At 62.6% G+C, this 25,702-nt stretch carries 27 protein-coding genes and 1 tRNA gene; 16 read left to right on the top strand and 12 right to left on the bottom strand.

Features of this window, described 5'->3' with window-relative positions:
• Nucleotides 1-19: 19 nt before the first annotated feature.
• Entirely contained in the window at nt 20-802 is a 783-nt protein-coding gene (locus HV753_RS11875; protein ID WP_175174699.1) for an IclR family transcriptional regulator, read from the bottom strand.
• Nucleotides 803-995: 193 nt separating this feature from the next.
• Between HV753_RS11875 and HV753_RS11870 the strand changes: the two genes are divergently transcribed.
• From HV753_RS11870 to HV753_RS11845, 6 genes are read left to right on the top strand one after another with little or no spacing between them, the layout of a single operon-like run.
• On the top strand, nt 996-1,685 hold the full coding sequence (locus HV753_RS11870) for a 3-oxoacid CoA-transferase subunit A (protein WP_175174698.1): 690 nt from the start codon (nt 996-998) through the stop codon (nt 1,683-1,685).
• On the top strand, nt 1,682-2,326 hold the full coding sequence (locus HV753_RS11865; protein WP_175174697.1) for a 3-oxoacid CoA-transferase subunit B: 645 nt from the start codon (nt 1,682-1,684) through the stop codon (nt 2,324-2,326). Before HV753_RS11870 ends, HV753_RS11865 begins: the two co-directional genes overlap by 4 nt.
• A gap of 60 nt (nt 2,327-2,386) precedes the next feature.
• Nucleotides 2,387-2,662 (top strand): muconolactone Delta-isomerase, encoded by a 276-nt coding sequence (catC, locus tag HV753_RS11860; RefSeq protein WP_043546701.1) that lies wholly within the window; start codon nt 2,387-2,389, stop codon nt 2,660-2,662.
• Nucleotides 2,663-2,674: 12 nt separating this feature from the next.
• Nucleotides 2,675-2,971: a YciI family protein gene (locus HV753_RS11855; protein WP_175174696.1), complete on the top strand. Its 297-nt coding sequence runs from the start codon at nt 2,675-2,677 to the stop codon at nt 2,969-2,971.
• A gap of 52 nt (nt 2,972-3,023) precedes the next feature.
• Nucleotides 3,024-3,803 carry a 3-oxoadipate enol-lactonase gene (pcaD, locus tag HV753_RS11850; RefSeq protein ID WP_175174695.1) on the top strand — a complete coding sequence of 260 codons (780 nt, stop codon included), beginning with the start codon at nt 3,024-3,026 and terminating at the stop codon, nt 3,801-3,803.
• A gap of 4 nt (nt 3,804-3,807) precedes the next feature.
• Nucleotides 3,808-4,848 carry a cyclase family protein gene (locus HV753_RS11845; protein WP_175174694.1) on the top strand — a complete coding sequence of 347 codons (1,041 nt, stop codon included), beginning with the start codon at nt 3,808-3,810 and terminating at the stop codon, nt 4,846-4,848.
• A 99-nt stretch (nt 4,849-4,947) separates the two neighbouring features.
• Here the strand turns inward: HV753_RS11845 and HV753_RS11840 are convergent, their stop codons facing one another.
• Entirely contained in the window at nt 4,948-5,280 is a 333-nt protein-coding gene (locus tag HV753_RS11840) for a PsiF family protein (RefSeq protein WP_175174693.1), read from the bottom strand.
• Nucleotides 5,281-5,770: 490 nt separating this feature from the next.
• On the opposite strand from HV753_RS11840, the gene HV753_RS11835 reads away from it, so the two are divergent.
• The 4 genes from HV753_RS11835 (at nt 5,771) to HV753_RS11820 (ending at nt 8,611) form a co-directional block, all read left to right on the top strand.
• The gene (locus HV753_RS11835; RefSeq protein WP_175174692.1) at nt 5,771-6,109 is read left to right on the top strand and encodes an FxLYD domain-containing protein; all 339 of its coding nucleotides are present in this window, start codon (nt 5,771-5,773) and stop codon (nt 6,107-6,109) included.
• Nucleotides 6,110-6,322: 213 nt separating this feature from the next.
• On the top strand, nt 6,323-6,973 hold the full coding sequence (locus HV753_RS11830) for a carbonic anhydrase (RefSeq protein WP_175174691.1): 651 nt from the start codon (nt 6,323-6,325) through the stop codon (nt 6,971-6,973).
• A 185-nt stretch (nt 6,974-7,158) separates the two neighbouring features.
• The gene (locus HV753_RS11825; protein WP_175174690.1) at nt 7,159-7,758 is read left to right on the top strand and encodes a glutathione S-transferase; all 600 of its coding nucleotides are present in this window, start codon (nt 7,159-7,161) and stop codon (nt 7,756-7,758) included.
• A 262-nt stretch (nt 7,759-8,020) separates the two neighbouring features.
• Nucleotides 8,021-8,611: a hypothetical protein gene (locus HV753_RS11820; protein ID WP_175174689.1), complete on the top strand. Its 591-nt coding sequence runs from the start codon at nt 8,021-8,023 to the stop codon at nt 8,609-8,611.
• Between the two features lie 111 nt (nt 8,612-8,722).
• Here the strand turns inward: HV753_RS11820 and HV753_RS11815 are convergent, their stop codons facing one another.
• Nucleotides 8,723-10,060, bottom strand: coding sequence for a DUF3100 domain-containing protein (locus tag HV753_RS11815; protein WP_175174688.1), 1,338 nt, complete (start codon nt 10,058-10,060; stop codon nt 8,723-8,725).
• 256 nt (nt 10,061-10,316) lie between these two features.
• Here HV753_RS11815 and HV753_RS11810 point away from each other — a divergent pair, with 256 nt between their 5' ends.
• The 4 genes from HV753_RS11810 to HV753_RS11795 all read left to right on the top strand — a co-directional run bounded on the left by HV753_RS11810 (nt 10,317) and on the right by HV753_RS11795 (nt 14,164).
• Nucleotides 10,317-11,249 carry a LysR family transcriptional regulator gene (locus HV753_RS11810; protein ID WP_175174687.1) on the top strand — a complete coding sequence of 311 codons (933 nt, stop codon included), beginning with the start codon at nt 10,317-10,319 and terminating at the stop codon, nt 11,247-11,249.
• 74 nt (nt 11,250-11,323) lie between these two features.
• Nucleotides 11,324-11,515, top strand: a complete 192-nt coding sequence (locus tag HV753_RS11805; RefSeq protein WP_175174686.1) for a DUF2970 domain-containing protein — start codon at nt 11,324-11,326, stop codon at nt 11,513-11,515.
• Nucleotides 11,516-11,883: 368 nt separating this feature from the next.
• Nucleotides 11,884-13,626: a nitrite/sulfite reductase gene (locus HV753_RS11800; RefSeq protein WP_175174685.1), complete on the top strand. Its 1,743-nt coding sequence runs from the start codon at nt 11,884-11,886 to the stop codon at nt 13,624-13,626.
• The gene (locus HV753_RS11795) at nt 13,619-14,164 is read left to right on the top strand and encodes a DUF934 domain-containing protein (RefSeq protein WP_175174684.1); all 546 of its coding nucleotides are present in this window, start codon (nt 13,619-13,621) and stop codon (nt 14,162-14,164) included. Before HV753_RS11800 ends, HV753_RS11795 begins: the two co-directional genes overlap by 8 nt.
• 69 nt (nt 14,165-14,233) lie before the next feature.
• On the opposite strand, the gene HV753_RS11790 is transcribed toward HV753_RS11795, so the two are convergent.
• The 4 genes from HV753_RS11790 to HV753_RS11775 all read right to left on the bottom strand — a co-directional run bounded on the left by HV753_RS11790 (nt 14,234) and on the right by HV753_RS11775 (nt 19,684).
• Nucleotides 14,234-15,280: a trypsin-like serine peptidase gene (locus HV753_RS11790; protein WP_175174683.1), complete on the bottom strand. Its 1,047-nt coding sequence runs from the start codon at nt 15,278-15,280 to the stop codon at nt 14,234-14,236.
• 97 nt (nt 15,281-15,377) lie between these two features.
• On the bottom strand, nt 15,378-17,543 hold the full coding sequence (locus HV753_RS11785; RefSeq protein WP_175174682.1) for a S8 family serine peptidase: 2,166 nt from the start codon (nt 17,541-17,543) through the stop codon (nt 15,378-15,380).
• A gap of 25 nt (nt 17,544-17,568) precedes the next feature.
• Complete coding sequence (locus HV753_RS11780; protein WP_175174681.1) at nt 17,569-18,558, bottom strand: hypothetical protein; 990 nt, start codon at nt 18,556-18,558, stop codon at nt 17,569-17,571.
• 331 nt (nt 18,559-18,889) lie between these two features.
• Entirely contained in the window at nt 18,890-19,684 is a 795-nt protein-coding gene (locus HV753_RS11775) for a MetQ/NlpA family ABC transporter substrate-binding protein (RefSeq protein ID WP_175174680.1), read from the bottom strand.
• A gap of 174 nt (nt 19,685-19,858) precedes the next feature.
• Between HV753_RS11775 and HV753_RS11770 the strand changes: the two genes are divergently transcribed.
• Nucleotides 19,859-20,932, top strand: a complete 1,074-nt coding sequence (locus tag HV753_RS11770) for a DUF6817 domain-containing protein (RefSeq protein ID WP_175174679.1) — start codon at nt 19,859-19,861, stop codon at nt 20,930-20,932.
• Between the two features lie 65 nt (nt 20,933-20,997).
• On the opposite strand, the gene HV753_RS11765 is transcribed toward HV753_RS11770, so the two are convergent.
• The 5 genes from HV753_RS11765 to hemA form a co-directional block, all read right to left on the bottom strand.
• Nucleotides 20,998-21,561 carry a UbiX family flavin prenyltransferase gene (locus tag HV753_RS11765; protein WP_175174678.1) on the bottom strand — a complete coding sequence of 188 codons (564 nt, stop codon included), beginning with the start codon at nt 21,559-21,561 and terminating at the stop codon, nt 20,998-21,000.
• An 8-nt stretch (nt 21,562-21,569) separates the two neighbouring features.
• The gene (gene grxD, locus HV753_RS11760; RefSeq protein ID WP_006227137.1) at nt 21,570-21,896 is read right to left on the bottom strand and encodes a Grx4 family monothiol glutaredoxin; all 327 of its coding nucleotides are present in this window, start codon (nt 21,894-21,896) and stop codon (nt 21,570-21,572) included.
• A gap of 132 nt (nt 21,897-22,028) precedes the next feature.
• Nucleotides 22,029-22,862 carry a peptide chain release factor N(5)-glutamine methyltransferase gene (prmC, locus tag HV753_RS11755; protein ID WP_175174677.1) on the bottom strand — a complete coding sequence of 278 codons (834 nt, stop codon included), beginning with the start codon at nt 22,860-22,862 and terminating at the stop codon, nt 22,029-22,031.
• Nucleotides 22,863-22,870: 8 nt separating this feature from the next.
• A complete protein-coding gene (gene prfA, locus HV753_RS11750; protein ID WP_175174676.1) occupies nt 22,871-23,953 on the bottom strand; it encodes a peptide chain release factor 1 in 1,083 nt (360 codons plus the stop codon).
• Between the two features lie 84 nt (nt 23,954-24,037).
• Nucleotides 24,038-25,312 (bottom strand): glutamyl-tRNA reductase, encoded by a 1,275-nt coding sequence (gene hemA / locus HV753_RS11745; protein ID WP_175174675.1) that lies wholly within the window; start codon nt 25,310-25,312, stop codon nt 24,038-24,040.
• 282 nt (nt 25,313-25,594) lie between these two features.
• On the opposite strand from hemA, the gene HV753_RS11740 reads away from it, so the two are divergent.
• Nucleotides 25,595-25,670, top strand: a tRNA-Phe gene (locus HV753_RS11740).
• The last annotated feature ends 32 nt before the right edge of the window (nt 25,671-25,702 follow it).

Genomic DNA, 25,702 nt, shown 5'->3' with positions numbered 1-25,702 from the left:
GCCTTGCCGCTGGCTTCGCCTAGCGGCGCAGCAGCGCGTGGTTGATCTGATCGGCGGCGTGGCGCAACGGCGGCAGAAATGCCTCCAACATGGCCTCGCGCGAAAAGCGGTTGGAATGTCCGCTGACGTTCATCGCGGCGATCACCCGGCCGCTACGATCGATGATCGGCACGGCGACGGACTGCAAGCCCGGCTCCAGCTCCTGCGCCACGCAGGCGTAGCCGTCGGCGCGCACGCCGGCCAGTACCTGTTTCAACCCGTCGATGCTGGTGACGGTATCGGCGGTGTACGGCTGGATCTGGCTCATGGCCAGCACGCGGTCCAACTCCGCTTCCGGCAGGCCGGCCAGCAGCACGCGGCCCATCGACGTCACCCAGGCCGGCAAGCGACTGCCCACGGCCAGGTTGATCGTCATGACCTTGTGCGTGGACAAGCGCAGGATGTAGACGATGTCCGCGCCTTCCAGCACGGACACGGAACACGACTCGCGCGTCAGCTCGGCCACTTCTTCCATGTAGGGCAGCGCCAGATTCCACAGCGGCGTGCCCGACAGGTAGGCGTAGCCCAGTTCCAGGATGCGCGGCGTCAGCGCGAATTTGCGATCGAAGGCGGTGACGTAACCCAGGTGTTCCAGAGTCAGCAGGATGCGGCGCGCGCCGGCACGGGTCAGCCCTGTCACCGCGGCCACCTCGGACAACGTCATCTGCGAACGATCCGGGCCGAAAGCGCGGATCACCGACAGGCCGCGCGCGAACGATTGCACGTAGCTGTCACTGGGTTGCTGGGTGTCTTGCTCCGCCATCCGTCTGGTCTCACGAGAAAAAAGCTCGCCGCTGGCGAGCCGTCCGTTGCCGCGAAAGGCAACGCAAAACAGTGGAGATTGCACCGCGCCGGCTCGCCTTGACGCTCCGCAGTCCCCATGAAACGATGTTCTTCAGAAGAACGAAAGTTCTAATGAAGAACAAATTATGACACGCCACCTATGAGCGAACATCATGATCTCTAAGCTTGTTGCAAGCGCGGCGGCCGCCCTGGCGGACGTACCCGACGGCGCCACCGTCATGATCGGCGGCTTCGGCACTGCCGGCCAGCCCATGGAATTGATCGACGCCCTGCTCGAACAGGGCGCGAAAGACCTGGTCATCATCAATAACAACGCCGGCAACGGCACCACCGGCCTGGCTGCCCTGCTGGGCGCGAACCGCGTGCGCAAGATCATCTGCTCGTTCCCGCGCCAGGTCGACTCGCAGATCTTCGACGGTCTGTACCGCAGCGGCAAGATCGAACTGGAATTGGTGCCGCAGGGCAACCTGGCCGAGCGCATCCGCGCCGCCGGCGCCGGCATCGGCGGATTCTTCTCGCCCACCGGCTACGGCACCCCGCTGGCCGACGGCAAGGAAGTCCGCGAGATCAACGGCCGCCACTACGTGCTGGAAACGCCGCTGCATGCCGACTACGCGCTGATCAAAGCCGAACGCGGCGACCGCTGGGGCAATCTGGTCTACCGCAAGACCGCCCGCAACTTCGGTCCCATCATGGCCAGCGCCGCGCGCGTGGCCGTGGCGCAGGTGCGTGAAGTGGTCGAGCTGGGCACGCTGGACCCTGAAACCGTCGTCACCCCCGGCATCTTCGTGAAGCGCGTCGTGCAGATCGACGCCACCCCGGCCGCCAAGGAGCAGCAATGAGCACCAAACTGACCCGCGACCAGATCGCCGCCCGCGTCGCGCAGGACATTCCTGAAGGCGCCTACGTCAACCTGGGCATCGGCCTGCCCACGCTCGTCGCCAACCACCTGCCCGCCGACCGCGAAGTCATCCTGCATACCGAAAACGGCATGCTCGGCATGGGCCCCGCCCCCGCCAAGGGCGAGGAAGACTACGACCTGATCAACGCCGGCAAGCAGCCCGTCACCGAGCTGCCCGGTTGCTCGTTCTTCCATCACGCCGATTCGTTCGCCATGATGCGTGGCGGCCATCTGGACATCTGCGTGCTGGGCGCCTTCCAGGTGTCGCAGCACGGCGACCTGGCCAACTGGCACACGGGTGCGCCCGACGCCATCCCCGCCGTGGGCGGCGCGATGGACCTGGCCATCGGCGCCAAGGACGTCTTCGTGATGATGGAATTGCAAACGCGCGAAGGCCAGAGCAAGCTGGTCGACGCCTGCACCTATCCGCTGACGGGCGTGCGCTGCGTGTCGCGCGTGTACACGGACGTAGCGGTGTTCGATATCCGTGCCGACGGCGTGACTGTCATCGACATGTTCGGCGAGGTCACCGCCGACGAGCTGCTGGCCCTGACCGGCCTGCCGCTGAAGTTTTCCGCCTAATCCTGTTTGCCGATACACCGTCCGGGCACTGGCCGGGACGGTTTCTCTGGAGAGTCCATCATGCTGTTCATGGTTCAAATGCAAGTCAATCTTCCCGTCGACATGCCCGCCGACCGCGCCGATAAACTCAAGGCCGACGAAAAGGCCCTGGCGCAGCAACTGCAACGCGACGGCAAGTGGAAGAATCTGTGGCGCGTGGCCGGCCGCTACGCCAACGTCAGCATCTTCGACGTTGAAAGCAATGACGAACTGCACACGCTGCTGTCGTCGCTGCCGCTGTTCCCGTACATGGACATCAACGTCACGGCGCTGGCGCGCCACCCCTCGGCGATCTGACAGGAGCATTCCATGCCCTACATCATCGAAACCTTCGACAAGCCCAACCACCAGGAAGTCCGCCAGCAGCATCGCGCGGCGCACCTGGAATACCTGGACGCCAACAAGCAGCTGCTGCTGGCTTGCGGCGCCAAGCTGCAAGACGACGGCAAGGATGCCGGCGGCGGCCTGTACATCGTTGACCTGGACACGCGCGAAGCCGCGCAGCTGTTCATCGACGCTGATCCGTTCGCCCGCGCCAATCTGTTCGACCGCGTGACCATCACGCGCTGGCGCAAAGCCTATCTCGACGGCACCTGCCATCTGTAGTCCCGTAGCGGCCGCGCGAAGCGTGGCCGCGGCATTACCCTAGGAATCCCACATGTCTTACGCCCAACTCAGCCAGGCACGGCTGTTCTACGTCATCGATGGCCCCGCCGACGCGCCGGTGCTCGTGCTCTCCAATTCGCTGGGCACTTGCTCCGACATGTGGGCTCGCCAGATCCCCGAACTGACCAAGCACTTCCGCGTGCTGCGCTACGACACCCGCGGCCACGGCAAGTCGTCGATTCCCGATGGCGACTACACCTTCGCGCAATTGGCTGGCGACGTCGCCGAGTTGCTGGCGCACCTGAACATCAAGCACGCGCACTTCTGCGGCCTGTCCATGGGCGGCCCCACCGGCATCGCGCTGGCGCTGGCGCACCCGCAACTGGTTGGCAAGCTGATCCTGTGCAACACCGCCGCACGCATCGGTTCCGCCGACGGCTGGAGCACGCGCATCGCCGCCGTCGCCGCCCAGACGCTGGAACAGATGGCCCCCACGCTGGTCGAGCGTTGGCTGACCGACGATTACCGCGCTGCCGAGCCCGGCCTGACGCAAGTGTTGACCGACATGCTGCGCCGCACGCCGGACGCCGGCTATTCGGGCAACTGCGCCGCGCTGCGCGACGCTGACTATCGTCCCCAGGTGTCGACCCTCACCGCCCCCACGCTCGTCATCAGCAGCACCCACGACCTGGCCTGCACCCCGGCACAGGGCCAGGAACTGGCCGCCGCGATCCCGGGCGCCCGCTATGTCGAACTGAATACCTCCCATATCTCGAACTGGGAGCAACCGGAAGCCTTCACCCGCGCGGTCGTCGACTTCCTGACGGAGTAACCGCATGCAGCGCTGGAAACATCGGCCCGAAGGCTCCAACTGGGGCGACTTCGGGCCCGACGACCAACTTGGCCGCCTGAACCTCATCACCGAAGAGCAGGTCTTGAAAGGCGCGCGTGAAATCCGCGCTGGCAAGACGTTCTGCCTGTCGCTGCCCTTGGACCTGCCCGGCGGCAACGTGCTGAATCCGCGCCGCCACCCGCCGCAGCTCAGCCCCACGAAGCTGAAAGACACGCCCTACCTGAACTTCCCGCTGCGCAACGTCAACCCCGATGCGGTGGACGTGCTTAGCGACGATCAGGTGCTGCTGTCCATGCAGTACTCCACCCAGTGGGACGCGCTGGCGCACGTGGGCGCCTTGTTCGATGCCGACGGCGATGGCAAGCCCGAACTGCGCTACTACAACGGCTTCCAGGCCGGCGTGGACGTCGTGGGCCCGGCCGATGGCGATCACACGGGTTGCGGATGCAATAGCGGCGGCCCGTCCGCCGCGCTGAAGCTGGGCGTGGAGAACCTGGCCCAGAAAGGCATGCAAGGACGCGGCGTGCTGGTGGACCTGTTCCGCCACTACGGCCCCGGACGCACGCTGATCGGCCACGCCGAGCTGATGCATGTGCTGAACACGGACGGCATCACGGTCGAGCGCGGCGACATGCTGGTCCTGCGCACCGGCTACGCCGAAGCCGTGGTCGCCATGAACGGCACGCCTGACCCGGATGTGCTGCACACCTACGGCGCCGCGCTGGATGGCACCGACGCCGCGCTGCTGCAATGGATCACGGACAGCGGCATTGCCGCCATCTGCGCCGACAACTACGCCGTCGAAGCCTACCCGGCACGCGAGAAGACGGGTCCGCGCGCCATGCTGCCGCTGCATCACCATTGCCTGTTCAAGCTGGGCCTGCCGCTGGCGGAACTCTGGTATCTGAAAGACCTGGCGGACTTCCTGCATGCCAACGGCCGCCATCACTTCATGCTGACCGCGCCGCCGCTGCGCCTGCCGCATGCGATCGGTTCGCCGGTCACCCCGATTGCCACGGTATAAGAAGGCAAGCGGACAAGCAAAAGCGCCAGGCCCATGGGTCCTGGCGCTTTTTTCTGGAACAGCCGCGAGGCTGCCCCAACACGCATCACGCTTGGCCGATCAGCCCTTCAGGCAGGTGCTCATGAAGGTCTTGCGGGTATCGCCCGTCAGCTTCTGTTCGCCGGCCTTGGCGTTGCAGTCCTTCATCTTCTGCTGCTGCGGCGTCAGTTGCTTGGCTGGCGCCGGGGCCTCGCCCTTCAGGCAGCTGCTCATATAGGCTTTGCGATCATCGCCCGTCTTGCCCGTGGCCGACTTATTGCACTCGGACATGCGCTGCTGCTGCGGCGTAGGGGTCTTGGCGGGCGGGGTCGCGGCGGGGGTCTGAGCATACGCCCCGAAAAAACATGCGGACAACACAATGGCCGAGGCCATCTGGCTAGTACGGGAAAGCATGAGTTTCTCCCTTGAGCGTTGAAGCGCCCGCTTCGCGCGGGTAGGCGCATGGCACCGGGCGGTGCAATTCGCCGGCCACTTGCCGGCCCGGTCATCATCGAACAAACCGCCGGGCTCCGCAAGCATGGAAAAGTTAAGAAAAGCCAGGGAATGCCACCCGGGTTGTTCAGCTTGTCGACAGGCGCGGCGGCAAGACTTCGGCGATCATCCGGCGTCGCGAAAAATCCGTCCGCCAAACACGGAATTCCACCCGGTTCAGCCTCGTCGGATCACTATCGAAATATCTCAATCTAGAGACATTCGGACGCACTTGTGGCATCCGCAATCGAATCTGGGAACAACCTGCGCACCCTGTTACCCATTCATCCTTTTGACCCGTTGTGCGCCGTCACGGAAAGGTGTGAGATACACCTGCCCGCACAATATGCGGGTGGTGCAGACGGCGGCGCGGATTGGCAAGCGCCCCAACGCCAGCGTCCAGGAGACCACCATGAAACTCGCCCTTGCTTCTCTCGTCCTGCTTACCGGCCTGTCCGGCGCCGCTGGCGCGCAAAGCCTGGCGTATGGCGTCACCCTGGGCAATGTGCAGGCGGTGCGCGACACCAACATCAATATGTCGACCATCACGGGATCACTGGCCAATCAATCCGGCCGGCCCATCTCAAGCGCCGTCCTGACCTTCGTGCTGTATGACGCGCAAGGCAGGGAAGTAGGACGGGTCAACGACGATGTGATCGGCCCGATGGCCCCAGGACAGATCCGGCTGGTCAAGGCGATAACGCCGCTGCAATTCACGCGCGTCACCGTATTGGACGTCCGCGCGCAGTAACGGGGGCCCGCGCTTGCCGGCCCTGACCGCCTTTTCCCATTCGGAAAAAGGTCAAAAAACCCTCCTGATATCAGGGTTTAGTCAGGGGGATGTAGGGGCAAGTATGGGAAAATTCCGCTTGTCGACTCGATAACAGGGGCTTCCACACGAAGCCCCTTATTCCGTCTGTCGGCGTGCCAGCAAGCCTGGCCCTGTTACTAGGAAGTGAAGATCATGTTTCCCAAAAGACTCACCGAAGGCTACCAATCATTCCTGGATGGCCGTTTCCATTCGGAAAGCAGCCGCTATCAAAAGCTGGCCGAACTGGGGCAAAGCCCGGAAATCCTGATCATCGGCTGCTGCGACTCCCGCGTGTCGCCCGAAGTGATCTTCGACGCCGGCCCCGGTGAAATGTTCGTGGTGCGCAACGTCGCCAACCTGGTGCCGCCCTGTGAACCCGACTCTGAATCGTCCTATCACGGCACCAGCGCCGCCATCGAATTCGCGGTCAATGGCCTGAACGTCAAGCACATCGTCGTGCTGGGCCATGCGTCCTGCGGCGGCATCCGGTCGTTCTTCGACGATGCCAAGCCCCTGACCAAGGGCGACTTCATCGGCAAGTGGATGTCCCAGATCGAGCCCGTGGCCGAACGCCTGGGCCCGGGCACCGGTGACCGCCAAGCCAATCTGAAGCGTCTGGAACTGGCCGTCGTCGAACACAGCCTGCACAACCTGATGACGTTCCCGTCCATCCGCCGGCGCGTGGAAAAGGGCGACCTGGAACTGCACGGCACCTACTTCGGCGTGGCCACCGGCCTGCTGTTCCTGCGCGATCCCGAAACCGGCGAATTCCATCCCTGCCTGGAAACCGGCATCACCGAATAAACAAAGGCCCTGATGGGCCGGCCAAGACTTTCGGCCAACAAGCCGCCTTGTCCGCGGCATCGGGGCCTGCGTTCGCGCAGGCCCTTTGCACGTCTGGCGGCCCAGTCCGCGCATGCGTGTTTTTGGGGATGGACAACCGTGATCTCTTGCCCAACACTGGCGCCTCTGCTTCGACAAGGTTTCTCATGAAGATCTTCTACTCGCCTGCTTCGCCCTTTGTTCGCAAGTGCATGGTCATCGCGCACGAGCTCGGCCAGGCCGACCGCATCGAAAAGCTGCCCAGCGCCGCCGGCCCCGTGGCCCGCGACCAGAGCATCATCCCGAACAATCCGCTAGGCCAGGTGCCGACGTTCATCACGGACGACGGTCAGATTCTGTTTGATAGCCGGGTGGTCTGCGAATACCTGAACGACTTGGGCGGCGGCGCGCTGTTCCCCACCGGCAAGGAACGCTGGCAGGTGCTGACACAGCAATCCATGGCCGACGGCATGATGGGCGCCGCGCTCCTGGCACGTTATGAAACCGCGCTGCGCCCCGAAGCGCTGCGCTGGGACGACTGGGTCCAAGGCCAACTGGGCAAGGTCCGCGACGGACTGGCCCTGATCGAAAAGAACGCCGCCGCACTGGAAGGCCGCGTGGACATCGGCACCATCGCCATCGGCTGCGCCTTGGGCTATCTGGATTTCCGCTTCCCGGACCTGAACTGGCGTGCCACGCATCCGGCCACCGCCTCCTGGTACGAAGCCTTCAGCCAGCGCCCTTCCATGCAGGCCACGAAGCCCTGATCCGGTTTGGCAGGCGATGCGGCCGGGACACCTCGCCGGAGTTCCAGCAGCCCGCCTGCGTAGTACGGCGCGGCCTTCGGGCAGCACCGCTCAGCCCCTGACTTCGGTCAGGGGCTTTTTTTATCATTCGCCGCCCCGTGTCATCCTTGGGGAATGGGCCGGGAAGGCCGAAGGTATGTCATCCGGGCCATTCCTGTTACATTGAACTTGCCTCTCGCCAAGCGGACTAACCGTCTGGCCAACCACGACAGGGAGTGCCGCAATGAACGTCTCTGCGATCTCCGCCATCCCCCGCGTCGCCGCGCCCTACCCCGCGCGTATTCCCATGCTGGACGACACGCGGCCCACCTGGGAAACGGAACGGGCCACGCAAAACGCCGCCGCCGCCCAAGCCCAACGCACCGCCCAGGCCCAATCGGCCTGGGAAGCCCAACGCCTCGCACGCACCCGCGAGGCCGCCCGTACCGAAGACATGCCGGGCCAGGCACGGGCCGGCCTGGGTCATGACGTCCCGCACCCGCCCATCGCCACCGCGCCGCCCGCGAATCTGGACGCCTTGCGCGACCAATACGCCGACATGCGCATGCGCCGGGCCATCGACGACTACACGGCGCCGCCTGATCCGCAGGCTCCGCGCGCCGGTAGCGCCAACGACTTGGGCACGATCGATGGCCTGACCCCGTTGCAACCCTATCGGGTCGCGATGGGCAATCCGCAAGTCCAGGAATTGCAGGCCGCCGTGGCCATGAAGGCCGCCGGTGCCGCCGTGCCCGCCGTGGCCAACATCGGCGCCACCGAAAACGTCACCGACAACGCGCGCTACCGGCCCGGCTTCACGCCCGAGCGTCCTTGATCGCCACGGTCAGGCCACGTTGCCGCTCACAGCGGCGCGCGGTCTCGCAAAAGAAAAAGCCGCCTGATGCCAGGCGGCTTTTTCATTGACCAAAGGTCAGGCGGCGTCAGATCAGTGGAAGAATTCCGCGATCATGGTGGCGCCCAGGAACGTACCGGCATTGGCGGCCAGCGACACCACCACGATCTTCCAGCCCAGCTTGCGGAAGGCGGGAAGATCCTTCAGGATCGACAGACCGGCCATGGCCAGGATGACGGTCGTGAAGGGCAGGAAGTTCACCTTGCCCACGGCGGCGATGATCTGGTCCGAATACGGCAGCACGCCGGGGCAGCCTGCCGTCATGGCGATCAAAGACAGCACGGCCACGGCGGGCAGCTTGGGCAGCACGCGCAGGATCAGGTCGGTCAGGACCACCAGCAGGATGATGATGCCCATGCCAGGCAGCGCATCCAGGAACGGCACGTTGTAGCCCAGGCGGTTGCCCACCAGCGCGAACAGGCCGCAAATGAGATAGGCAGTCAGGCGATCGCCGAAGCCCATCTTGGTGTTGTGCGCCGGCACGTCTTCCGACACGCTCTCGTCAACCACGGCTTCGGAGGCCTTGCCGCGCGAGAAGCGGCCCAGCACGGGTTCCAGCTTGCCGTACAGGAAGATGGTCGTGGGCAGCGAGATGAACAGCGTGAAGTACACGCCCACCACCGTCGTCAGCAGGTTGGCGGCAGCAGCCAGCGCGGCCACTTGGTGCGCCATCTCGGGCGTTTGCTGGGACGCAATGGCGCCCACGCCGGCCGCCATCATGCTGCCCGAGCCCACGCCGGCGCCCATGGCGAGCGAACGCGGATCAAAGATGTTCAGGCTGGTGATGAAACCGGCCATCAGCGCCACGAACAGCGCGCCGATCACGGTGCCCGTGATGTACTCGGCCATCACGCCACGGCCTTCCGGCGAGTTCATGCCGTAGCGCTCGCCAATGATCGCCAGGCTGGGCTCGCGGCCCACCGAGAAGGTGGCGCCAATGGCCTCGCGCTTGATGCCCAGCAGCAGCGCCAGCGGCAAGCCGATGGCCATCGTGCCGAAGAAGTGACCGAATTCCTGGAACACGAGCGCCCAGCCGGCTTCGCGCACTTGCGGCAGCGAACCACCAACCATCAGACCCAGCTTCGCCAGGAACGGCAGCAGTGCGTATTGCAGATAGCCGCTGATGCGGGTCTGCATGGCCTTGTCGATACCGGAGCCTGCCGGCAGCCGTTGGCCAAACGCCGCCACGATGGCGCCAATGAAGATCGCCCAAAGCATCGGTTGCAGAACGATCTTGCCCGGACCCACCGCGAAAGTGACGCTGCCGATCGCTTCGGAAATGACAACCACCAACAAAATGGCGGCAAGCATGCGAATGCGGGCGGATAGCGGCATGGAAGGCGCGGCCAGACTGACGCTGGCGTGAGACATCGGATTCCCCTGATGAACGTGAATAAGTTTTCGTAGCGGCGCGGCGGCGTATGGACGCAGCGGCGCGGGCAGCAGGCGCGATTTTCGCCCGGGGGCCTTGCGGGCAACCATGACACCACTTGCGCATTAGCGTTGCGTAAAATGCAACACACAGCCTTTTCCTGGGAAAATTTTGCAAGGTATCCGGTATTTTACGGGTAATCCCTAGGAAGGCGCTGTGGATCTCCCGCCGCACTCCGCCTTGAAGAGCCTCGCCATGGATGAAAAACTCGACGCCCGCCGCACCCACTATTTCATGCAGGTCATGAGCCGGGGGTCGGTGCGCGGCGCCGCCGAAGTGCTGGACATGGACCCGTCCGCCGTCAGCCGCGCCATCGCCGCGCTGGAACGCGACTGCGGCATGGCCCTGTTCGAGCGCCGCGGGCGCGGCGTGGTGCCCACCGACGCCGGCCACATGCTGGCCCGCTACGTCAAACGCCAGCAGAACATCCAAGAGAGCTTTTTTTCCGAGATTGACAGCCTGCGCAAGGCTGAACGCGGCCATATTGATCTGGTGCTGGGCGAAGGCTTTGTCGAACTGATGTTCGACCGCGTCCTGCCCGGCTATTGGCACAGCCACCCCGAGGTCACACTCGACATCGACGTGGCCCGCACGTCCGAGATCGTGCAGCGCATCGTGGATGACCGCGCCTATATCGGATTGGTGTTCCAGCCCCCCAACGACGCCCGCCTGCGCACGCACTATTCGCGCCCGGAACCCATCCGCGCCATCGTCCGCCAGGATCATCCGCTGACCCGGCTGCACCGCCCGCTGCTGCTGACCGACCTGGCGGATTATCCCGGCGCGTCGATGCAGGAAGGCTTTGGCGTGCGCCAACACATCCAGGCGGCCGAAATCAGTGAACAGGTGCGGCTGCGCAACGTGCTGACGACGTCGTCTTTCAAGGCGCTGTGGCAATTCGCCGCCGCCGGCATCGGCTATGCACTGACGCCCCCCATCGCCGTCACCGCCGACATGCGGGCACAGCGGCTGGCCAGCCTGCCGCTGGCCAACCCCATCCTGAACCAGGGCAGCCTGCATGTGCTGAGCCGCGCCGGCCGCCACATTTCACCGGCCGCGCGTGAACTGCTGGACCACATCGTGCGCGGCATCGGCGCCCCGGCGGCGCCATCTGATACGGTCGGTTGACGCGAATCTGCCTCTGTTTGGCGAAGACGGGCCGGCCTACAGTGCCGTATCCCCTCATCCGCCAGGAGGCGCATATGCTTAGTTTCCTGCGCACGGTTCGCTCCGTGCTCTGGGGTTTTTTCGGCGTGCGCCGCGGTCGCGGCTACGACGCCGACATCGCCCACAACAAACCCGGCCCCCTCATCGCCACCGGCCTGCTCCTAGCCGCCTGCCTGGTCATCATCCTGGTCTTCGTCGCCCGCTGGGCCGTAAACGCCGCGCTGTAGGATGGGTGTAGCGCGAGAGGCTCTATATAAGAACGAACACGCTCAGCGCGCGCAACCCATCAAGCAACGATGGTGCCGTGGCAGGAGCTGAAGAGAATTCAGCGTTGCTTGATGGGTTGCGCGCGCTGGCTGGCAGGGTTCTTGCGCAGACGCTCTCGCGCTACACCCATCCTACAAAGCCGACGCACGCACAGCAGATCGCCCCCCCATGCCCAGCTCCTGTCGCTTTGGCACCCCTTATTTTCTTATTACCAGAATGACTTAGACGTTGATATCTGCTGCCTGTTACGGTTATGAATCCCCTTTTCCCGCCGCCTCGCGCCGGATGCAAAGAGACTCAGACCGAGAAGACTTCAAGGGCAGTAGACATGTACGTGTATGACCCCGTCGATCAGCAGCTTGTCGAGCAACGTGTGGCGCAGTTTGCCGATCAGACGCGCCGCTTCCTCGATGGCCAGCTCACCGAAGATGAATTCCGCGTTCTGCGCTTGCAGAACGGCCTGTACATCCAGCGCCATGCGCCCATGCTGCGCGTGGCCATTCCGTACGGCATGCTGGCATCGCGCCAATTGCGCACCCTGGCGCACATCGCGCGCAAATGGGATCGTGGCTACGGCCACTTCAGCACCCGCCAGAACATTCAATTCAATTGGCCGAAGCTGGAAGACGTGCCGGACATCCTGGCTGAATTGGCCACCGTCCAGATGCATGCCATCCAGACCAGCGGCAACTGCATCCGCAACACCACCACCGACCACTTCGCGGGCGTCGCGCCAGACGAACTGGTGGACCCGCTGGTCTGGTGCGAGATCATCCGCCAATGGTCCACGCTGCATCCGGAATTCGCCTTCCTGCCGCGCAAGTTCAAGATCGCCGTCAGCGGCGCCGTGCAAGATCGCGCCGCGGTCGGCGTGCATGACATCGGCCTGCAAGCCGTCGAGCGCGACGGCAAGCTGGGATTCCGCGTCTGGGTGGGCGGCGGCATGGGCCGCACGCCCATCGTCGGCAAGCTGATCAATCCCTTCGTCGAATGGCAAGACCTGCTGACCTACATGCAGGCCGCGCTGCGGGTCTACAACCTGCACGGCCGCCGCGACAACAAGTACAAGGCGCGCATCAAGATCCTGGTCAAGGATCTGACGCCCGAGGTCTATGCGCAGCAAGTCGATGAACAATGGCAGCTCATCAAGGGCGGCCCCGACACCATCACCCAGGAATTCGTCGACGGCATCAAGGCCCGCTTCGTCTGGCCGAAATATGACGCCACGGCCGCCGCCGATGCTGACGATACCGCCGCGCTGGCCGCTGGCGACAAGCGTTTTGCGCGCTGGCTGCGCACCAATGTGCACGCACACAAGGTGGCTGGGTACGCCGCGGTCACCGTGTCGCTGAAACCCACCGGCGTGCCGCCGGGCGACATCACCGCCGACCAGATGGATGCCGTGGCCGACCTGGCCGACGCCTATGGCTTTGGCGAACTGCGCGTCTCGCACGAGCAGAACCTGATCCTGGCCGACGTGCGCCGCGCGCAACTGCATGAACTCTGGCAGAAGCTGGAGGCCCTGAACCTGGCCACGCCCAACGTCGGCCTCTTGACCAACATCATCGCCTGTCCGGGCGGAGACTTCTGCGCACTGGCCAACGCCGTCTCCATCCCCGTGGCCGAAGCCATCCAACGCCAATTCGACGACCTGGACTACCTGTTTGAAATCGGCGAACTGGACTTGAACATCTCGGGCTGCATCAACTCCTGTGGCCATCACCACGTGGGCCACATCGGCATCCTGGGCGTCGATAAAGCAGGTGAAGAGTGGTATCAGGTCACGCTGGGCGGCCGCCAGAACGGCGGCGCCAAGCCCTTGCCCGATCTGGAATCCACCCGTGGCGGCGGCGCTGCCGTCGGCCGCATCATCGGCCCGTCGTTCGCCCGTGACCAAGTCCCCGGCGTGGTCGACCGTCTGATCCGCACCTACCTGGGCTTGCGCGACAGCGAAATCGAACGCTTCATCGACGTGGTGGACCGCGTCGGCATCGACCCGTTCAAGCAAGACGTCTACGCCGACCCCGCCTTCGCCAAACCCGCACAAAGCGCCGAGCCCGCCCATGTCTGACCTGTACGCCCACGACGCCCCCGGCCCGCACCTGATCCGCGACGGCCGCCTGCAAGCCGACACGGCCCGCGCTTTCGTGCCCGAGCCCGAAGTCGCCGCCGAAGGCCAAGTGCCCAGCGACGAACCCGGCTGGATTGTGCCGCTATCCGTCTGGAAGACGTCACGCGCGACCTTGCGCCGCCACCAGCATCCCGTTGCCGTATTGCTGGAGCCCGATGCCGACTTGCGTGAGCTGGCCGAGGCCGACGGCACGCTGGACCCCGCCGGCATCGCCTTCATCGCGGTGGACTTCCCGGTCTACACCGACGGACGCGGCTATTCGCTGGCGCAGTTGCTGCGCACGCGCTATCAGTGGACGGGCGAACTGCGCGCGGTTGGCGACGTGATGATCGACACCATCCACTATCAGGCGCGCGTCGGTTTCAACAGTTTTCTCGTCAAGCCCGGCCACGATCCGCACAAGGCACTGGACGCCTTCAAGACCTTTACCGTGCACTACCAGAAGACGTACCGGGCGCCGACGCCGGCAGCCGCCTGACGAAAGCGGCTCTCCGGAGCCGTTTTTTTGAGTGCGTCCTAGGACATCTTCAGGCCAACGATCAGACCGTCAAGGCAGTAGTGCCCGGATGGCTTGCCGGACCGCCGCATCAGCAAGTATCGCTCGATTCAGATCCTTGAATTCAGCATCGTCACTGACGTAACCCCAATGATGTATCGCCCGCACCTTACCGGCAGTATCCAGCACAGGTGAACCTGAGCTGCCATCAGCGGTATCGCACTGATGAGCCATGTCATGCAGACTCGCGTTTAAGGGGGATTTGGCGGGGGCTCTCATATTCGAGCATCCGTTCAGAACCGCTTGTTGAGGGCCTCCTAATGGATGCTGAATGATCACAAGCGGCTGGTTTGGCGCCAGCCTCTCAGAAGCGAACTCCAGTCCAGGCGGAGGATTGTCATTGGCGGGAATCTGTAGTTCCAATACGGCTAAATCCCGCTCCTTGAGCACGTCATTTTTTACAACCGACTTGCAAGGAAACCAACGGGTAGGATTCGACGCATCAGCAATTTCCGCACGGTACCCAAAAATTATCCGAGTGGATTTGCATTGACTCATAGTCGCTACGCAATGGTAGTTGGAAAGCAAATGCCGCTGCCCTATCATGAAACCACTGCAAACACGCAAGCTGCCATTTTCCACCCAATAGAGCAAAGCGACTGAACGCGAAGCCTGTGACAGCGCCTCGCTCTTCACCGTCTCTATGTTCACAAACCGCGGTGGATCCCGAAAGCTGTAGGTTTCTCCCACCGGTTTGACGGCGGTATAGGTGTAGGTAAATTGCAGCTCCGGCCGCACACTGCTCAAACTTTCCAGCTGCAACACGGCCCCGCTGCTACGCATCAGCGGAATCCAGAACTCCTCTTGCGCTGCCATGGCATTTCCATCAATCACATACTCCGGAACCGCCCCCGGCCTGGGCCCGGACTCGTTCCATACGAGCAGACGAAATTCCCCGGTAGACGCACTCAAATTCTTAATCGCCACAAGAAAGTTAGTCGCTCCCATGCTATAGAGCGACGTCTGCCAAATGACCCCAGGCGCATTGCCCATCGCGGCTTCCGTGCGCGAGTCAAATAGCAACGCGGTTTCAGTCACACCCACCCTCAGAGGCGATATGTTTTGGCCCTCCTCCGCGCGACATGCCGCTGAGAGGCAGGCAAGAAAAATGAGCCAGGCAAATCTTCCCATGACATCAGTCCGGAGATTTTGGCTGAGCGGCTGTGAAGTCCTGCAGATCATTCAACGAGACAGGCAAGTCCCCTGCGCCCTCCAGCCAGACATAAACCGGCAGTCTCTTCGATTCGTGAATCAAGGTTCCGTCGACGCGCTGCAAGGTGCGGTTGGACATATAGAAGACTGTATGTTCGCGGTCCAGGTCACTACCGTCGTTACGGTGCAACCGTCTTACCGAATCCAGCAAGATGGCCACTGGGGGATCACTGGCCAGACTGTCTGCCGTCTTGATAAATAATGTCGGAGTCGGCTTATCCATCGCACCAAACCGGACCGATTTGGCGAGTTTTTCCTGGCCTGCCAATGTGACCCACGGCGCATTCAGTGCATAGGCCCGATGGAAATTCAACCGGCCGCCAAATAGTTTTCCACCATTTTTCTGCAATGCTGGACTGAGATCAGACGTGTAGATGAGGCGATTCCTTGCTTGTTCGGGAGGCAACGACGTACCGTGAATGAGCATGGCGGCAGCCGCAGAAGCCACCGCCGCCGCCTGGGACGAACCGGACGCCGCCACCACCTGATTTTTCTGGCGAGAACTTAGCACACTGATCGCCGGAACACCGATGTCGACAGGCGCACCATAATTCGCACCGGGGGCAACATCAGGGTTGCTCACATCATTCGTCAATGCCGTAACCGAAAGCACGTTCCTGCGTTTCGCCGGACAAACAGGAGTGATATCACAAGCCTGAGCACCCAAATCCAGCTTGCTGTTACCTGCGGCAATGACGAAAAGCACATTGCTTGAAGCTCCCAACTCAGTATGACTAGAAATCGCCTGAGCAATCGGATCGTTGCGCGGTTGACTGCCCTTCACTGTCGGTGTGCTGCCCCATGTCGCTTGAGACATCACGCCCCAACTAAGATTGATGATCTCGGCCTGCTCGCTCATCCTTGCCATCAACGCGCCAACATCGCTGTAATAGCTGGCACTGTGCCCTAGCTTGTTCAGATCCAGATCCGCCAATGTCAACTCGAGTTTTTGCTGGGGCAATAGTCCAGGCCCACCATTCGCCGAGTTTTTGGCAATCCACAAACCCAGCAGATGTGTTCCGTGTTCGGCGCGACTCAAAGCCATCGGACTCAACTCGCCGCAGGGGGCATCCACCGCACTTTTCCCAACGATCTCACCGATGCTTTCCAGGGTGATTCCCGATCTGCTGGCGGACAACCGCGACAGGCGTTCCGCCTGGATCATTTTCTTCAGTTCAAATTCGCAGTGCGTTAAATCCGGCATTGAATCTATCAATCCGAGCGTCAACGAATGGCTAGGACTTTTAGCCGACACTGGCATGTACTGAATCAAGGCGGCAAGAGATTTCCGATCCAAGCTAGACCCTTTTTCGTCCAGGGCAACGTCCTCGTCCGAATGCTGTTTCGCCCCAATAGGCGGAGGCACCACATTTTTCAAGAATTGATCCGCCACATCAGGCTTGACGTTGAATCCCGTTGTGATCGTGCCTTCAGTCAAATCTTTTGCGGCCTCCGGAGACAGCGGCAATTCCGTTCGCAGGCGTTGCGAGGGCACCATAATTACGCCTTGATAATCGTCACTCAGCTTCATGCCTGCACTATCTCGATTCAGCCTTTGCAGTCGAGCTCGGCAGGCTGCATCCATTTCGGCGCAACCCGCTCGATCCCTGACGACAATATTCTCGATTCGGTCGCCTTTCTTTTTGGAGTAGGCTCGCACCGACTCGATCGACTGCAGTCGCACATCCGGTATCAGGATCTCAGCCTCTCGCAATGCCGACCACTGGGCCGAAGGCTCAGTGTTGCGGCTGGTTCGTATATGGCATCGGGTCGGGTTGAGTTCACAGACAAGAAAGTCGAGAGCCCGGGGGAAATTCTCGCCGTCACCCTGATACAGGCCCTCGTCCACCATTACTTGCCGGATCTCCCTGCTGTCCTCGGAACGCAAGAGCGTCGTGCGCGTTCCTATAGACACGCCACTTTTGTGAAGTTGGTACAGGGTCTCATAGAGCGAGACGACCTCCGTCTGAATGCCGGCGCGGCTAGCAGCAACACTTTCCCACAATAAAGGTTCAACGACATTTCCCGAATCTTCGGCGTAGGCCGCACTTGCTGTGACGAGGGCCGTGGCCACAACAATGGCGCGCATTGACAGCCTGTCCATGATTGCGCTCTCAGTCTGTGGAAGTTCCCAGAAGTTTTTGAATAGCAGCGCTTACTTTCGGATCTATCTTTGATTTGTTTTCCGTGATGAATTCTGAGAATTTCAACAGAAAATCTCCACCACCTTCAACCTCGACAGCAGCGACACGTAAATTGAAAGTGCGAGAGCCTTTGTCGAAAAACTGCGCCGGCGTGGTCATGCCGATCAGCGCTCGCGACCTGAATGTTGAACCCACGACAACGTCGCCATAGCTCAGCGGAAAAGAGGCGAGGGTCTTTTTTCCGGCCGGATCAGAGCCTGCTTCACTTGAAGCGTCAGCCTTACCAGAGCCGGCCTGCGGAATGGCAGCGAAAACATCTGCCGAGCCCTTAGCCCCATTCGAGGGAGCACTCAGCTCTATCACGAACGACAACGTCTTGGTTGCCGCAGAGCTAGTGCGAATGGACTGAGGTTTGCTGAAATCCAAATAGGTAGGGGTGATTGCTAAGTAGCGCTTATCTTGGTCTACATAATGCAGGACCCATTCCGCGTAGACATGTGGCGGCTCCGCCAAACCAAGCTGGTCCAGGCTTGCGGCGGGCCATGTTTCCGTTTGTCGAGATAGCTGGTCGCCATATAGGCCTGCGCTGTATATGACGCATCCTACGAGGCGGGAAGAATGCTCGGGCAGCACGACAGAGGTCGCAGCGGAATTGCTAGCTGAATACTCTTTGGCTCGAGCCGCTGCGTAGCTAGCCACAAATCCGGTCAATTTGTCGACCAAGCTTGGCACCAATGCGCCGACTAACGAAAGCAGAATGCCAGACTCCGCCCCGCTTGCTTTCCCCTGGTCGCCATATCGCGCCATCGTCTCTGGCAAAGTCTGTATACACGTTTCCTGGAACACCGCCTTGGATGTGTATATCTGGTTAACGGCGGCCGGTTGAGTGGCGGGCTTGGTACCACAAGCCGAGAGCGCAACACTGAGGGCGACTGCGACAGAAATAGCTTTCTTTCCCATTTTCTTTCTCGAGTTGAGACAATAGGAGTACAGGTAGCCCCGTAAAGAAGACGGCACACCACGCTGTCAAGCTGCGCATACAGACGGGACTTTGGGTTCAACAGAAAGCGACGAATAAGTTCTGACACCGGCATCCTTTTCGGTAAACGAATTGAATGCCCGGTGATGCTGACGTAGATACAGAATGTAGCGGGCGAAACAACAAAAGTAGAGCTCGGGAAAGCCCGGGGGTATGTGCGCACCCGCCCCCCGTATTTTTAAACTAGCCAACAAATCTTGAAGTCACGCTTGGTAGATATCCTTTTTCTGATCACCGAACATTCGCGGCTTATCACCAGGACGTCGTATACGCGCCGGGGAACTGCTTGGCCACGAACGCCTTCACTTCATCCGACTGGTAAGCCTTGATGAAGCGGGCGATGCGCGGATCGTTCTTGTTGTCCTCGCGCGCGGCGATCACCACCGCGGCAAACGGCGCATCTTTGCTTTCCAGCGCCAGCGCGTCCTTGGCGGGCGACAGGCCGGCAGGAATGGCATAGGCGGAATTCACGGCCGCCGCGTCCACGTCCGCCAGCGAATGCGGCAATTGCGCCGCTTCGATTTCGATGAACTTCAGATTCTTCGGATTCTCGACCACATCAAACAACGACGCCGTCACCGTCACGCCATCCTTCAACTTGATCAGCTTGGCGGCCTGCAACACCAGCAGCGCGCGGGCGCCGTTGGTCGGGTCATTCGGAATCGCCACCTTGCCGCCCTGCGGCAAATCGTCCAGCGACTTCAGGCGCTTGGAATAAATGCCCATCTGCTGCACCACGGCGGTTGCCACCGGCACCAGCTTGTAGCCGCGCGCCTTGTTCTGCGATTCCAGGAAAGGTTTGTGCTGGTAGATGTTCAGATCCAGCTCCTTGGCGTCCAGCGCCGCGTTCGGCTGGATGAAGTCGCTGAATTCAATCAGCTTGACCTTCAGGCCTTGCTTGGCCGCCACCTGCTGCACCACTTCACCAATCTGCGCATGCGGGCCGACGGTCACGCCCACCTTGAGTTCGGCGTCCTGCGCCATGGCTTGAGTGCTGGCAAAACCAAGCACGGCGGCAAGAACAGCCAGGGAATGACGAAGGCGCATGACGAATCTCTAGAGTGAAAAGAATGACCCGCGATTCTAGTAAGTGCACTTCAAAACCGGAAGCGATGAATATTCATATTGATATGCGTGAAACGATATAAGCGCCCACGCCATGACAAGCTCGCGCCATGCGGACACAATAGCGGCTGCTTTCAATCACACGCACTCATCGCCATGTCCACGCCCAACGAACTCCATCCGCATGCGCGCGCCCTGCTCGCTGACCACCACGCCGCCATCGATGCCGACCTGCCCGCGCTGCTGGACTTGCTGTTCGCGCGCAGCGCCGGGGAAGACTGGCACAAGGCCGGCACGTTCAAGCACCACTTGCTGGGCGTGTACCGCACACTGACGCTGTGGAACCAGCCGCGCGAAGTGCGCCTGCTGGGCCTGTTCCATAGCGTCTACGGCAATGAATACGTGGACCTGACCTTGTTCGACCGTGAGCGTGAACGTTCCACCCTGCGTGAAGTGCTGGGCGCCGAAGCCGAGGAATGGGTCAGCCTGTTCTGCGCGATGCCGCGCACGAAGTTCGTGCAAGCCGTGCTGCAAGGCCAGGGCACGGGCAACGACGGGCTGACCCTGGAAGGCGCCGACGGCCAGGTCTTCACGTTGACGCCTCGTCAGGTCGCCGCCTTCATCGTGGTGTCCGCTGCCGACATCGGTGAACAATGGCACAGCTGGCAGGACGAGATCTTCGCGGGCTATCCGCAGCAACAGCGGCGCGACCTGAAAACGAACTGGGCGTCCTCCCTCTGGCCCGGCCCGCTGAAGCCACCGTCAAACATTCTGTCGATGCTGTCGCATCTGCTGGCGCCGCTGTCGCAGATGCCGGCAGACACCGGCATCCCCATTCCGCCCGCGTTCGATCAATGCCGCGCCACGCTCAGCCCGCGCGACGAAGCGGCCGCCAGCGCGCTGTACTGGCAGGTCATCACGCGCATGCATCCGCTGACGGAAATGGACAGCGCCCGCCATCTGCTGGAAGCCTCCGTCGCGCACAATCCGTGGGTGGGCGAACCCCGTTTGCTGCTGGCGCAATTGGCCCTGACCGCTGGGGATTTCGATGCCGCCGAAGCGCACGCAGCGGCTGGACTGGCCGCGTTGCAGGCCTGGGGCACGGCTTGGGACAAGCGCATCGAATGGGCGGGCTGGATGGCCTGGGCGCGCATCGAACTGCAAAACGCCCGCGCGCGCCAATGGCCCGAGAACCTGGCCGCGCTGAACGGCTTGGGCCTGGTGCAGTAACGCTGACGGTAGAAAGCAGACAGCCCCGCACGCGGGGCTGTTTTTCCAAGCGGGCAAGACCTGTACTACTTCATGCCTTCCCAGTGCGGGCCCGGCACGACGATGTCGAACAGTTCCAGCACGCGCGCCACCGTGTGGTCCACCATCTCTTCGATGGAGGCCGGCCGGTGGTAGAAGGCCGGCAACGGCGGAAACACGATGCCGCCCATTTCCGTCACGGCCGTCATGTTGCGCAGGTGCGCCAGGTTGAAGGGCGTTTCACGCACCATCAGCACCAGGCGCCGGCGTTCCTTCAAGGTCACGTCAGCGGCACGGGTGATGAGGTTATCCGACAGGCCATGGGCCACCGCCGCCAGCGTGCGCATCGAGCACGGCACGATCACCATGCCCGCGGTCTGGAAGGCGCCGCTGGCCAGCGTGGCGCCCACGTCGCGCACTGAATGCACATGATCGGCCAGCGCGTAGATGTCGTGGCGGCCGACATCCAGTTCGTGCTTGATGTTCAGCACGCCGGACGCAGACACCACCAAGTGCGTCTCGACATCCTCCACGCCACGCAAGGCTTGCAGCATGCGCACCGCGTACAGCGCGCCGGTGGCGCCCGTGATGCCGATGACCAGCCGCCGCATCGGCGGCTTTACGCCGTGGCGCCGGATTGCTCCAGCAGCGTTTTCAGTTCACCGGATTCGTTCATCTCATTCATGATGTCCGAGCCGCCGATGAACTCACCCGCCACGTACAGCTGCGGAATGGTGGGCCAGCTGGAGAATTCCTTGATGCCCTGACGGACTTCGTCGTCTTCCAGCACATTGACGGTAACCAGCTTCTTCACGCCACAGCCTTTCAGGATCTGAATGGCCTTGCCGGAAAAGCCGCATTGCGGGAATTGGGCGGTGCCCTTCATGAACAGCACGACGGGGTGCTGGGTCACGGTTTCGCGGATGAATTCTTGAACGTCGCTCATGGTGGTCTCTTGGACAGGCATAACGGAATACGCCAATTATAGGTACAGCCGGAAAAACCGCCCCGATTACCCGGATACGGCGCCGGCCTATGCCGGAAATTCAGCTGCGCAATCTGTAACAACCGGACCGGATCACCGGCCGGCGCCGTTCCAACGTCCGCCGGAGATGCGCTCGATCCCCGCCAGATCCTGGCGGCTATGGACGGCATCGAACCCGGCGGCAGCCAATAGGTCGCGCACGGCCTGCGCCTGGTCCCAGCCATGCTCCATCCACAAGGAGCCCCCCGGTTTCAGGTGCCGGCCGGCCCCCGCCACGATGCGGCCCAGGTCTTCCAGGCCGCCCGCGCCGTCGGTCAGCGCGCCGCGCGGCTCAAACCGCACGTCGCCCTGCCCCAGATGCGGATCGTCACTGGCCACATAAGGCGGATTGGACACGATCAGGTCAAAGCCTTCACCCGCGGGCACGGCCTCGTACCAACTGCCTTCCACAAAACGCACCGAGGCCGTCAGTTCCCAGGCGTTGCCCGCGGCCACGGCCAGCGCGGCTGCGCTGACATCGGACGCCATGACCCGCGCGTCGCGGCGGGCAAGCGCGATGGAAATCGCAATGGCGCCACTGCCCGTGCCCAGATCCAGCACGGCAGGCCCCGCCACGCCGGCCACGCATTCCAGCGCGGTCTCCACCAGCACTTCGGTGTCCGGCCGCGGAATCAGCACGTCTGGCGTCACGCGGAACCGGTGGCCCATGAACTCGCGATGGCCCAGCAGATAGGCCATGGGTTCGCCTGCCAGGCGCCGCGCAAGCAAGGCTTCGTAGGCGGCCGCCACCTGGGGCTCCAGCGGATCGGTATCGTGCGCCAGCAGCCACGCGCGCGGCTTGCCCAGCACGTGTTCCAGCAACATGCGCACTTCCAGGCGTGGCACCCGGGTGTCGGTCAGCAGGCTTTTCAGCTGGAGCGTCGTCATGGCTTGCCTTAGATGTCGTCGCCCAGGGCCGCCAGCTGCTCGGCCTGGTGCTCGGCGATCAGCGCGCCGGTCAACTCTTCCAGATCACCTTCCATGATCTGCTGCAACTTGTACAGCGTCAGGTTGATGCGGTGATCCGTGACCCGGCCCTGCGGGAAGTTATAGGTGCGGATGCGTTCGGATCGGTCGCCCGAGCCGATCAGGCTCTTGCGCTCGGCCGCTTCCTTGCTTTGCCGTTCGCGGGTTTCCTTGTCTTTGAGCCGCGCCGCCAACACCTGCATGGCCTTGTCTTTGTTGCGATGCTGCGAACGGTCGTCCTGGCATTCCACCACCAGGCCGGTCGGCAAGTGGGTGATGCGCACGGCCGAATCGGTCTTGTTGATGTGCTGCCCGCCCGCGCCGCTGGCGCGGAAGGTGTCGATGCGCAGGTCGTTCGCATTGATGACGATTTCCGACATCTCGTCGGCTTCCGCCATGATGGCCACGGTGCAAGCCGACGTATGGATGCGGCCCTGCGCCTCCGTGGCCGGCACACGCTGCACGCGGTGCGCGCCCGACTCGAATTTCAGGCGGCCATAGGCGCCATCGCCATCAATGCGCGCGATCACTTCCTTGTAGCCGCCCAGCTCCGATGCGCTTTCCGACATCAGTTCCACCCGCCAGCCGCGCGTTTCCGCGTAGCGCGAGTACATGCGCAGCAGGTCGCCGGAAAACAGCGCGCTTTCATCGCCGCCCGTGCCCGCGCGGATTTCCAGGAACACGCTGCGGCCGTCATTGGGGTCGCGCGGCAGCAGCAGCAACTGCAACGCGCTTTCCAGCCCTTCCAGTTTGCCGCGGCCCGATTTGATCTCGTCTTCCGCCATCGCCTTCAGGTCGGGATCGGACAGCATTTCCTGGGCTGCCGCCAGGTCGTCTTCGGTGCGGGCAAACGCGGTGAAGGCTTCGACCACGGGCTCCAGCTCGGCGCGTTCGCGCGAGAGCTTGCGGAAGCGGTCCATATCGGACGCGGTTTCCGGTTGCGAAAGCAAGGCGTCCACCTCCGTCAGGCGGTGACACAGATGCTCCAGCCGACTGCGCATGGAAGATTTCATGGGGGAATGACCAAAGAAAAAACAGGAATAGCGGGCGCCCACAAGACGAACGCCCGCCAGGAGGCGGGACGTGGGACAGATTCGCTAACGGCGGGAGTCGCGGCCGGGGAACAGGCGCGGCATCCAGGCAAGCAGTTGCTTGCGCTCGTCGCCTTCGCTGCGGTTCAACGCCGCCAGCGGGCCGTGCAGGTATTTTTGCGTCAGGCCGTGCGCCAGTTGCTCAAGCACGGCTTCGGGGGATTCGCCACGCGCCAGCAGGCGGCGCGCACGTTCCAGTTCAGCGGCGCTGACGTCTTCGGCGGCCTGATGCAGGTCGCGGATGACGGGCACGACTTCGCGGGATTGCATCCAGTGCATGAAGCCCTGGACGCGCGTTTCGATAATGGCTTCGGCCTGCACGACCGCCGCGCGGCGGGCATCGGTGCCGGTCTGTACCAGGCGGCCCAGATCGTCCACCGAATACAGATACACGTCGTCCAGGCGGCCAACTTCGGGTTCGATGTCGCGCGGCACGGCCAGATCAATCATGACCATCGGGCGGTGGCGGCGCAGCCGGGTGGCCCTTTCCACCATCCCCAAGCCGAGGATGGGCAGGGAGCTTGCCGTACAGGAAACAATGACGTCGAATTCCGACAGGCGCTCCGTCAGGTCCGACAATTTCATGGTGCTGGCCGAGAAACGATTGGCCAGGATTTCAGCGCGTTCGGCCGTGCGGTTGGCCACGACCATGCTGCGCGGGCGTTGCGCCGCGAAGTGCGTGGCGCACAATTCAATCATTTCGCCCGCGCCGATGAACAGCGTGCGGGCCTGATCCAGATTGCCAAACACACGCTCGGCCAGACGGACGGCGGCGGCGGCCATGGACACCGATTGGGCGCCGATGGCGGTTTGCGAGCGGACTTCCTTGGCGACCGAGAAGGTGCGCTGGAACATCTGGTGCAGCAAGGTGCCCAGCGATCCGGCTTCACCGGCGGCGCGCACGGCGTCCTTCATCTGACCCACGATCTGGGTTTCGCCCAGCACCATGGAATCCAGGCCGCTGGCCACGCGGAAGGCATGGCGGACGGCGTCGTCTTGATGGTGGCGGTACAGGTGCGGGCGCAGCGTGCCGGCGTCCAGGCGGTTGTGTTCAGCCAGCCAGGCGGGTAGTTGATCGGCAACGTGGCCGTCAGCGGCGCAGTAGATCTCGGTGCGGTTACAGGTGGACAGGATGGCGGCTTCGCGAACCGAGCCGCCGAACGCCGAACGCAGGCCTTCCAGCGCGGGCTTGACCAGATCGACGGGCATGGACACCCGTTCGCGTACCGAAACCGGCGCGGACGTGTGATTCAGACCGAAGGCGAGGACAGCTACCGACATGTGTAAGCGTAAAGAACTGCCACTAAGAACAAGGCGTCACGCCCGGGGCGATACTGCGTACAACTTGCGTACAACTCCCCTGACCGTAACGGTAGACCGCTAACGATTATACCCCTGCGGGTTATCCCCAGGCCAATCCTGACCCCCGCCGCGACCCTGCGTCGCACCCTACCGTGCCATTCACCCAACACTTGGCCGCAAACGCGGCGCCAGAAGAATGCCCCTTATTTTTTCCCAAACTGGCGTCACGCCAAAAAATTGTGTATAGTTGCGGACTTCGTTGGCCTGGTAGCTCAGTCGGTAGAGCAGAGGATTGAAAATCCTTGTGTCGGTGGTTCGATTCCGCCCCAGGCCACCAAAAATGCAATGGGACCCGTTCCCCAAGAAAAG

The sequence above is a fragment of the Achromobacter pestifer genome (assembly GCF_902859625.1).
In the GTDB taxonomy this organism is placed as follows: domain Bacteria; phylum Pseudomonadota; class Gammaproteobacteria; order Burkholderiales; family Burkholderiaceae_B; genus Achromobacter; species Achromobacter pestifer.
This window is presented reverse-complemented; position numbering and strand designations above follow the sequence as displayed.

What these genes read in the sequence shown, in the direction of transcription:
- HV753_RS11875 (WP_175174699.1), bottom strand. Translation starts at nt 802, where the DNA reads ATGGCGGAGCAAGACACCCAGCAACCCAGTGACAGCTACGTGCAATCG.
- HV753_RS11870 (WP_175174698.1), top strand. Translation starts at nt 996, where the DNA reads ATGATCTCTAAGCTTGTTGCAAGCGCGGCGGCCGCCCTGGCGGACGTA.
- HV753_RS11865 (WP_175174697.1), top strand. Translation starts at nt 1,682, where the DNA reads ATGAGCACCAAACTGACCCGCGACCAGATCGCCGCCCGCGTCGCGCAG.
- catC (WP_043546701.1), top strand. Translation starts at nt 2,387, where the DNA reads ATGCTGTTCATGGTTCAAATGCAAGTCAATCTTCCCGTCGACATGCCC.
- HV753_RS11855 (WP_175174696.1), top strand. Translation starts at nt 2,675, where the DNA reads ATGCCCTACATCATCGAAACCTTCGACAAGCCCAACCACCAGGAAGTC.
- pcaD (WP_175174695.1), top strand. Translation starts at nt 3,024, where the DNA reads ATGTCTTACGCCCAACTCAGCCAGGCACGGCTGTTCTACGTCATCGAT.
- HV753_RS11845 (WP_175174694.1), top strand. Translation starts at nt 3,808, where the DNA reads ATGCAGCGCTGGAAACATCGGCCCGAAGGCTCCAACTGGGGCGACTTC.
- HV753_RS11840 (WP_175174693.1), bottom strand. Translation starts at nt 5,280, where the DNA reads ATGCTTTCCCGTACTAGCCAGATGGCCTCGGCCATTGTGTTGTCCGCA.
- HV753_RS11835 (WP_175174692.1), top strand. Translation starts at nt 5,771, where the DNA reads ATGAAACTCGCCCTTGCTTCTCTCGTCCTGCTTACCGGCCTGTCCGGC.
- HV753_RS11830 (WP_175174691.1), top strand. Translation starts at nt 6,323, where the DNA reads ATGTTTCCCAAAAGACTCACCGAAGGCTACCAATCATTCCTGGATGGC.
- HV753_RS11825 (WP_175174690.1), top strand. Translation starts at nt 7,159, where the DNA reads ATGAAGATCTTCTACTCGCCTGCTTCGCCCTTTGTTCGCAAGTGCATG.
- HV753_RS11820 (WP_175174689.1), top strand. Translation starts at nt 8,021, where the DNA reads ATGAACGTCTCTGCGATCTCCGCCATCCCCCGCGTCGCCGCGCCCTAC.
- HV753_RS11815 (WP_175174688.1), bottom strand. Translation starts at nt 10,060, where the DNA reads ATGTCTCACGCCAGCGTCAGTCTGGCCGCGCCTTCCATGCCGCTATCC.
- HV753_RS11810 (WP_175174687.1), top strand. Translation starts at nt 10,317, where the DNA reads ATGGATGAAAAACTCGACGCCCGCCGCACCCACTATTTCATGCAGGTC.
- HV753_RS11805 (WP_175174686.1), top strand. Translation starts at nt 11,324, where the DNA reads ATGCTTAGTTTCCTGCGCACGGTTCGCTCCGTGCTCTGGGGTTTTTTC.
- HV753_RS11800 (WP_175174685.1), top strand. Translation starts at nt 11,884, where the DNA reads ATGTACGTGTATGACCCCGTCGATCAGCAGCTTGTCGAGCAACGTGTG.
- HV753_RS11795 (WP_175174684.1), top strand. Translation starts at nt 13,619, where the DNA reads ATGTCTGACCTGTACGCCCACGACGCCCCCGGCCCGCACCTGATCCGC.
- HV753_RS11785 (WP_175174682.1), bottom strand. Translation starts at nt 17,543, where the DNA reads ATGCGCGCCATTGTTGTGGCCACGGCCCTCGTCACAGCAAGTGCGGCC.
- HV753_RS11780 (WP_175174681.1), bottom strand. Translation starts at nt 18,558, where the DNA reads ATGGGAAAGAAAGCTATTTCTGTCGCAGTCGCCCTCAGTGTTGCGCTC.
- HV753_RS11775 (WP_175174680.1), bottom strand. Translation starts at nt 19,684, where the DNA reads ATGCGCCTTCGTCATTCCCTGGCTGTTCTTGCCGCCGTGCTTGGTTTT.
- HV753_RS11770 (WP_175174679.1), top strand. Translation starts at nt 19,859, where the DNA reads ATGTCCACGCCCAACGAACTCCATCCGCATGCGCGCGCCCTGCTCGCT.
- HV753_RS11765 (WP_175174678.1), bottom strand. Translation starts at nt 21,561, where the DNA reads ATGCGGCGGCTGGTCATCGGCATCACGGGCGCCACCGGCGCGCTGTAC.
- grxD (WP_006227137.1), bottom strand. Translation starts at nt 21,896, where the DNA reads ATGAGCGACGTTCAAGAATTCATCCGCGAAACCGTGACCCAGCACCCC.
- prmC (WP_175174677.1), bottom strand. Translation starts at nt 22,862, where the DNA reads ATGACGACGCTCCAGCTGAAAAGCCTGCTGACCGACACCCGGGTGCCA.
- prfA (WP_175174676.1), bottom strand. Translation starts at nt 23,953, where the DNA reads ATGAAATCTTCCATGCGCAGTCGGCTGGAGCATCTGTGTCACCGCCTG.
- hemA (WP_175174675.1), bottom strand. Translation starts at nt 25,312, where the DNA reads ATGTCGGTAGCTGTCCTCGCCTTCGGTCTGAATCACACGTCCGCGCCG.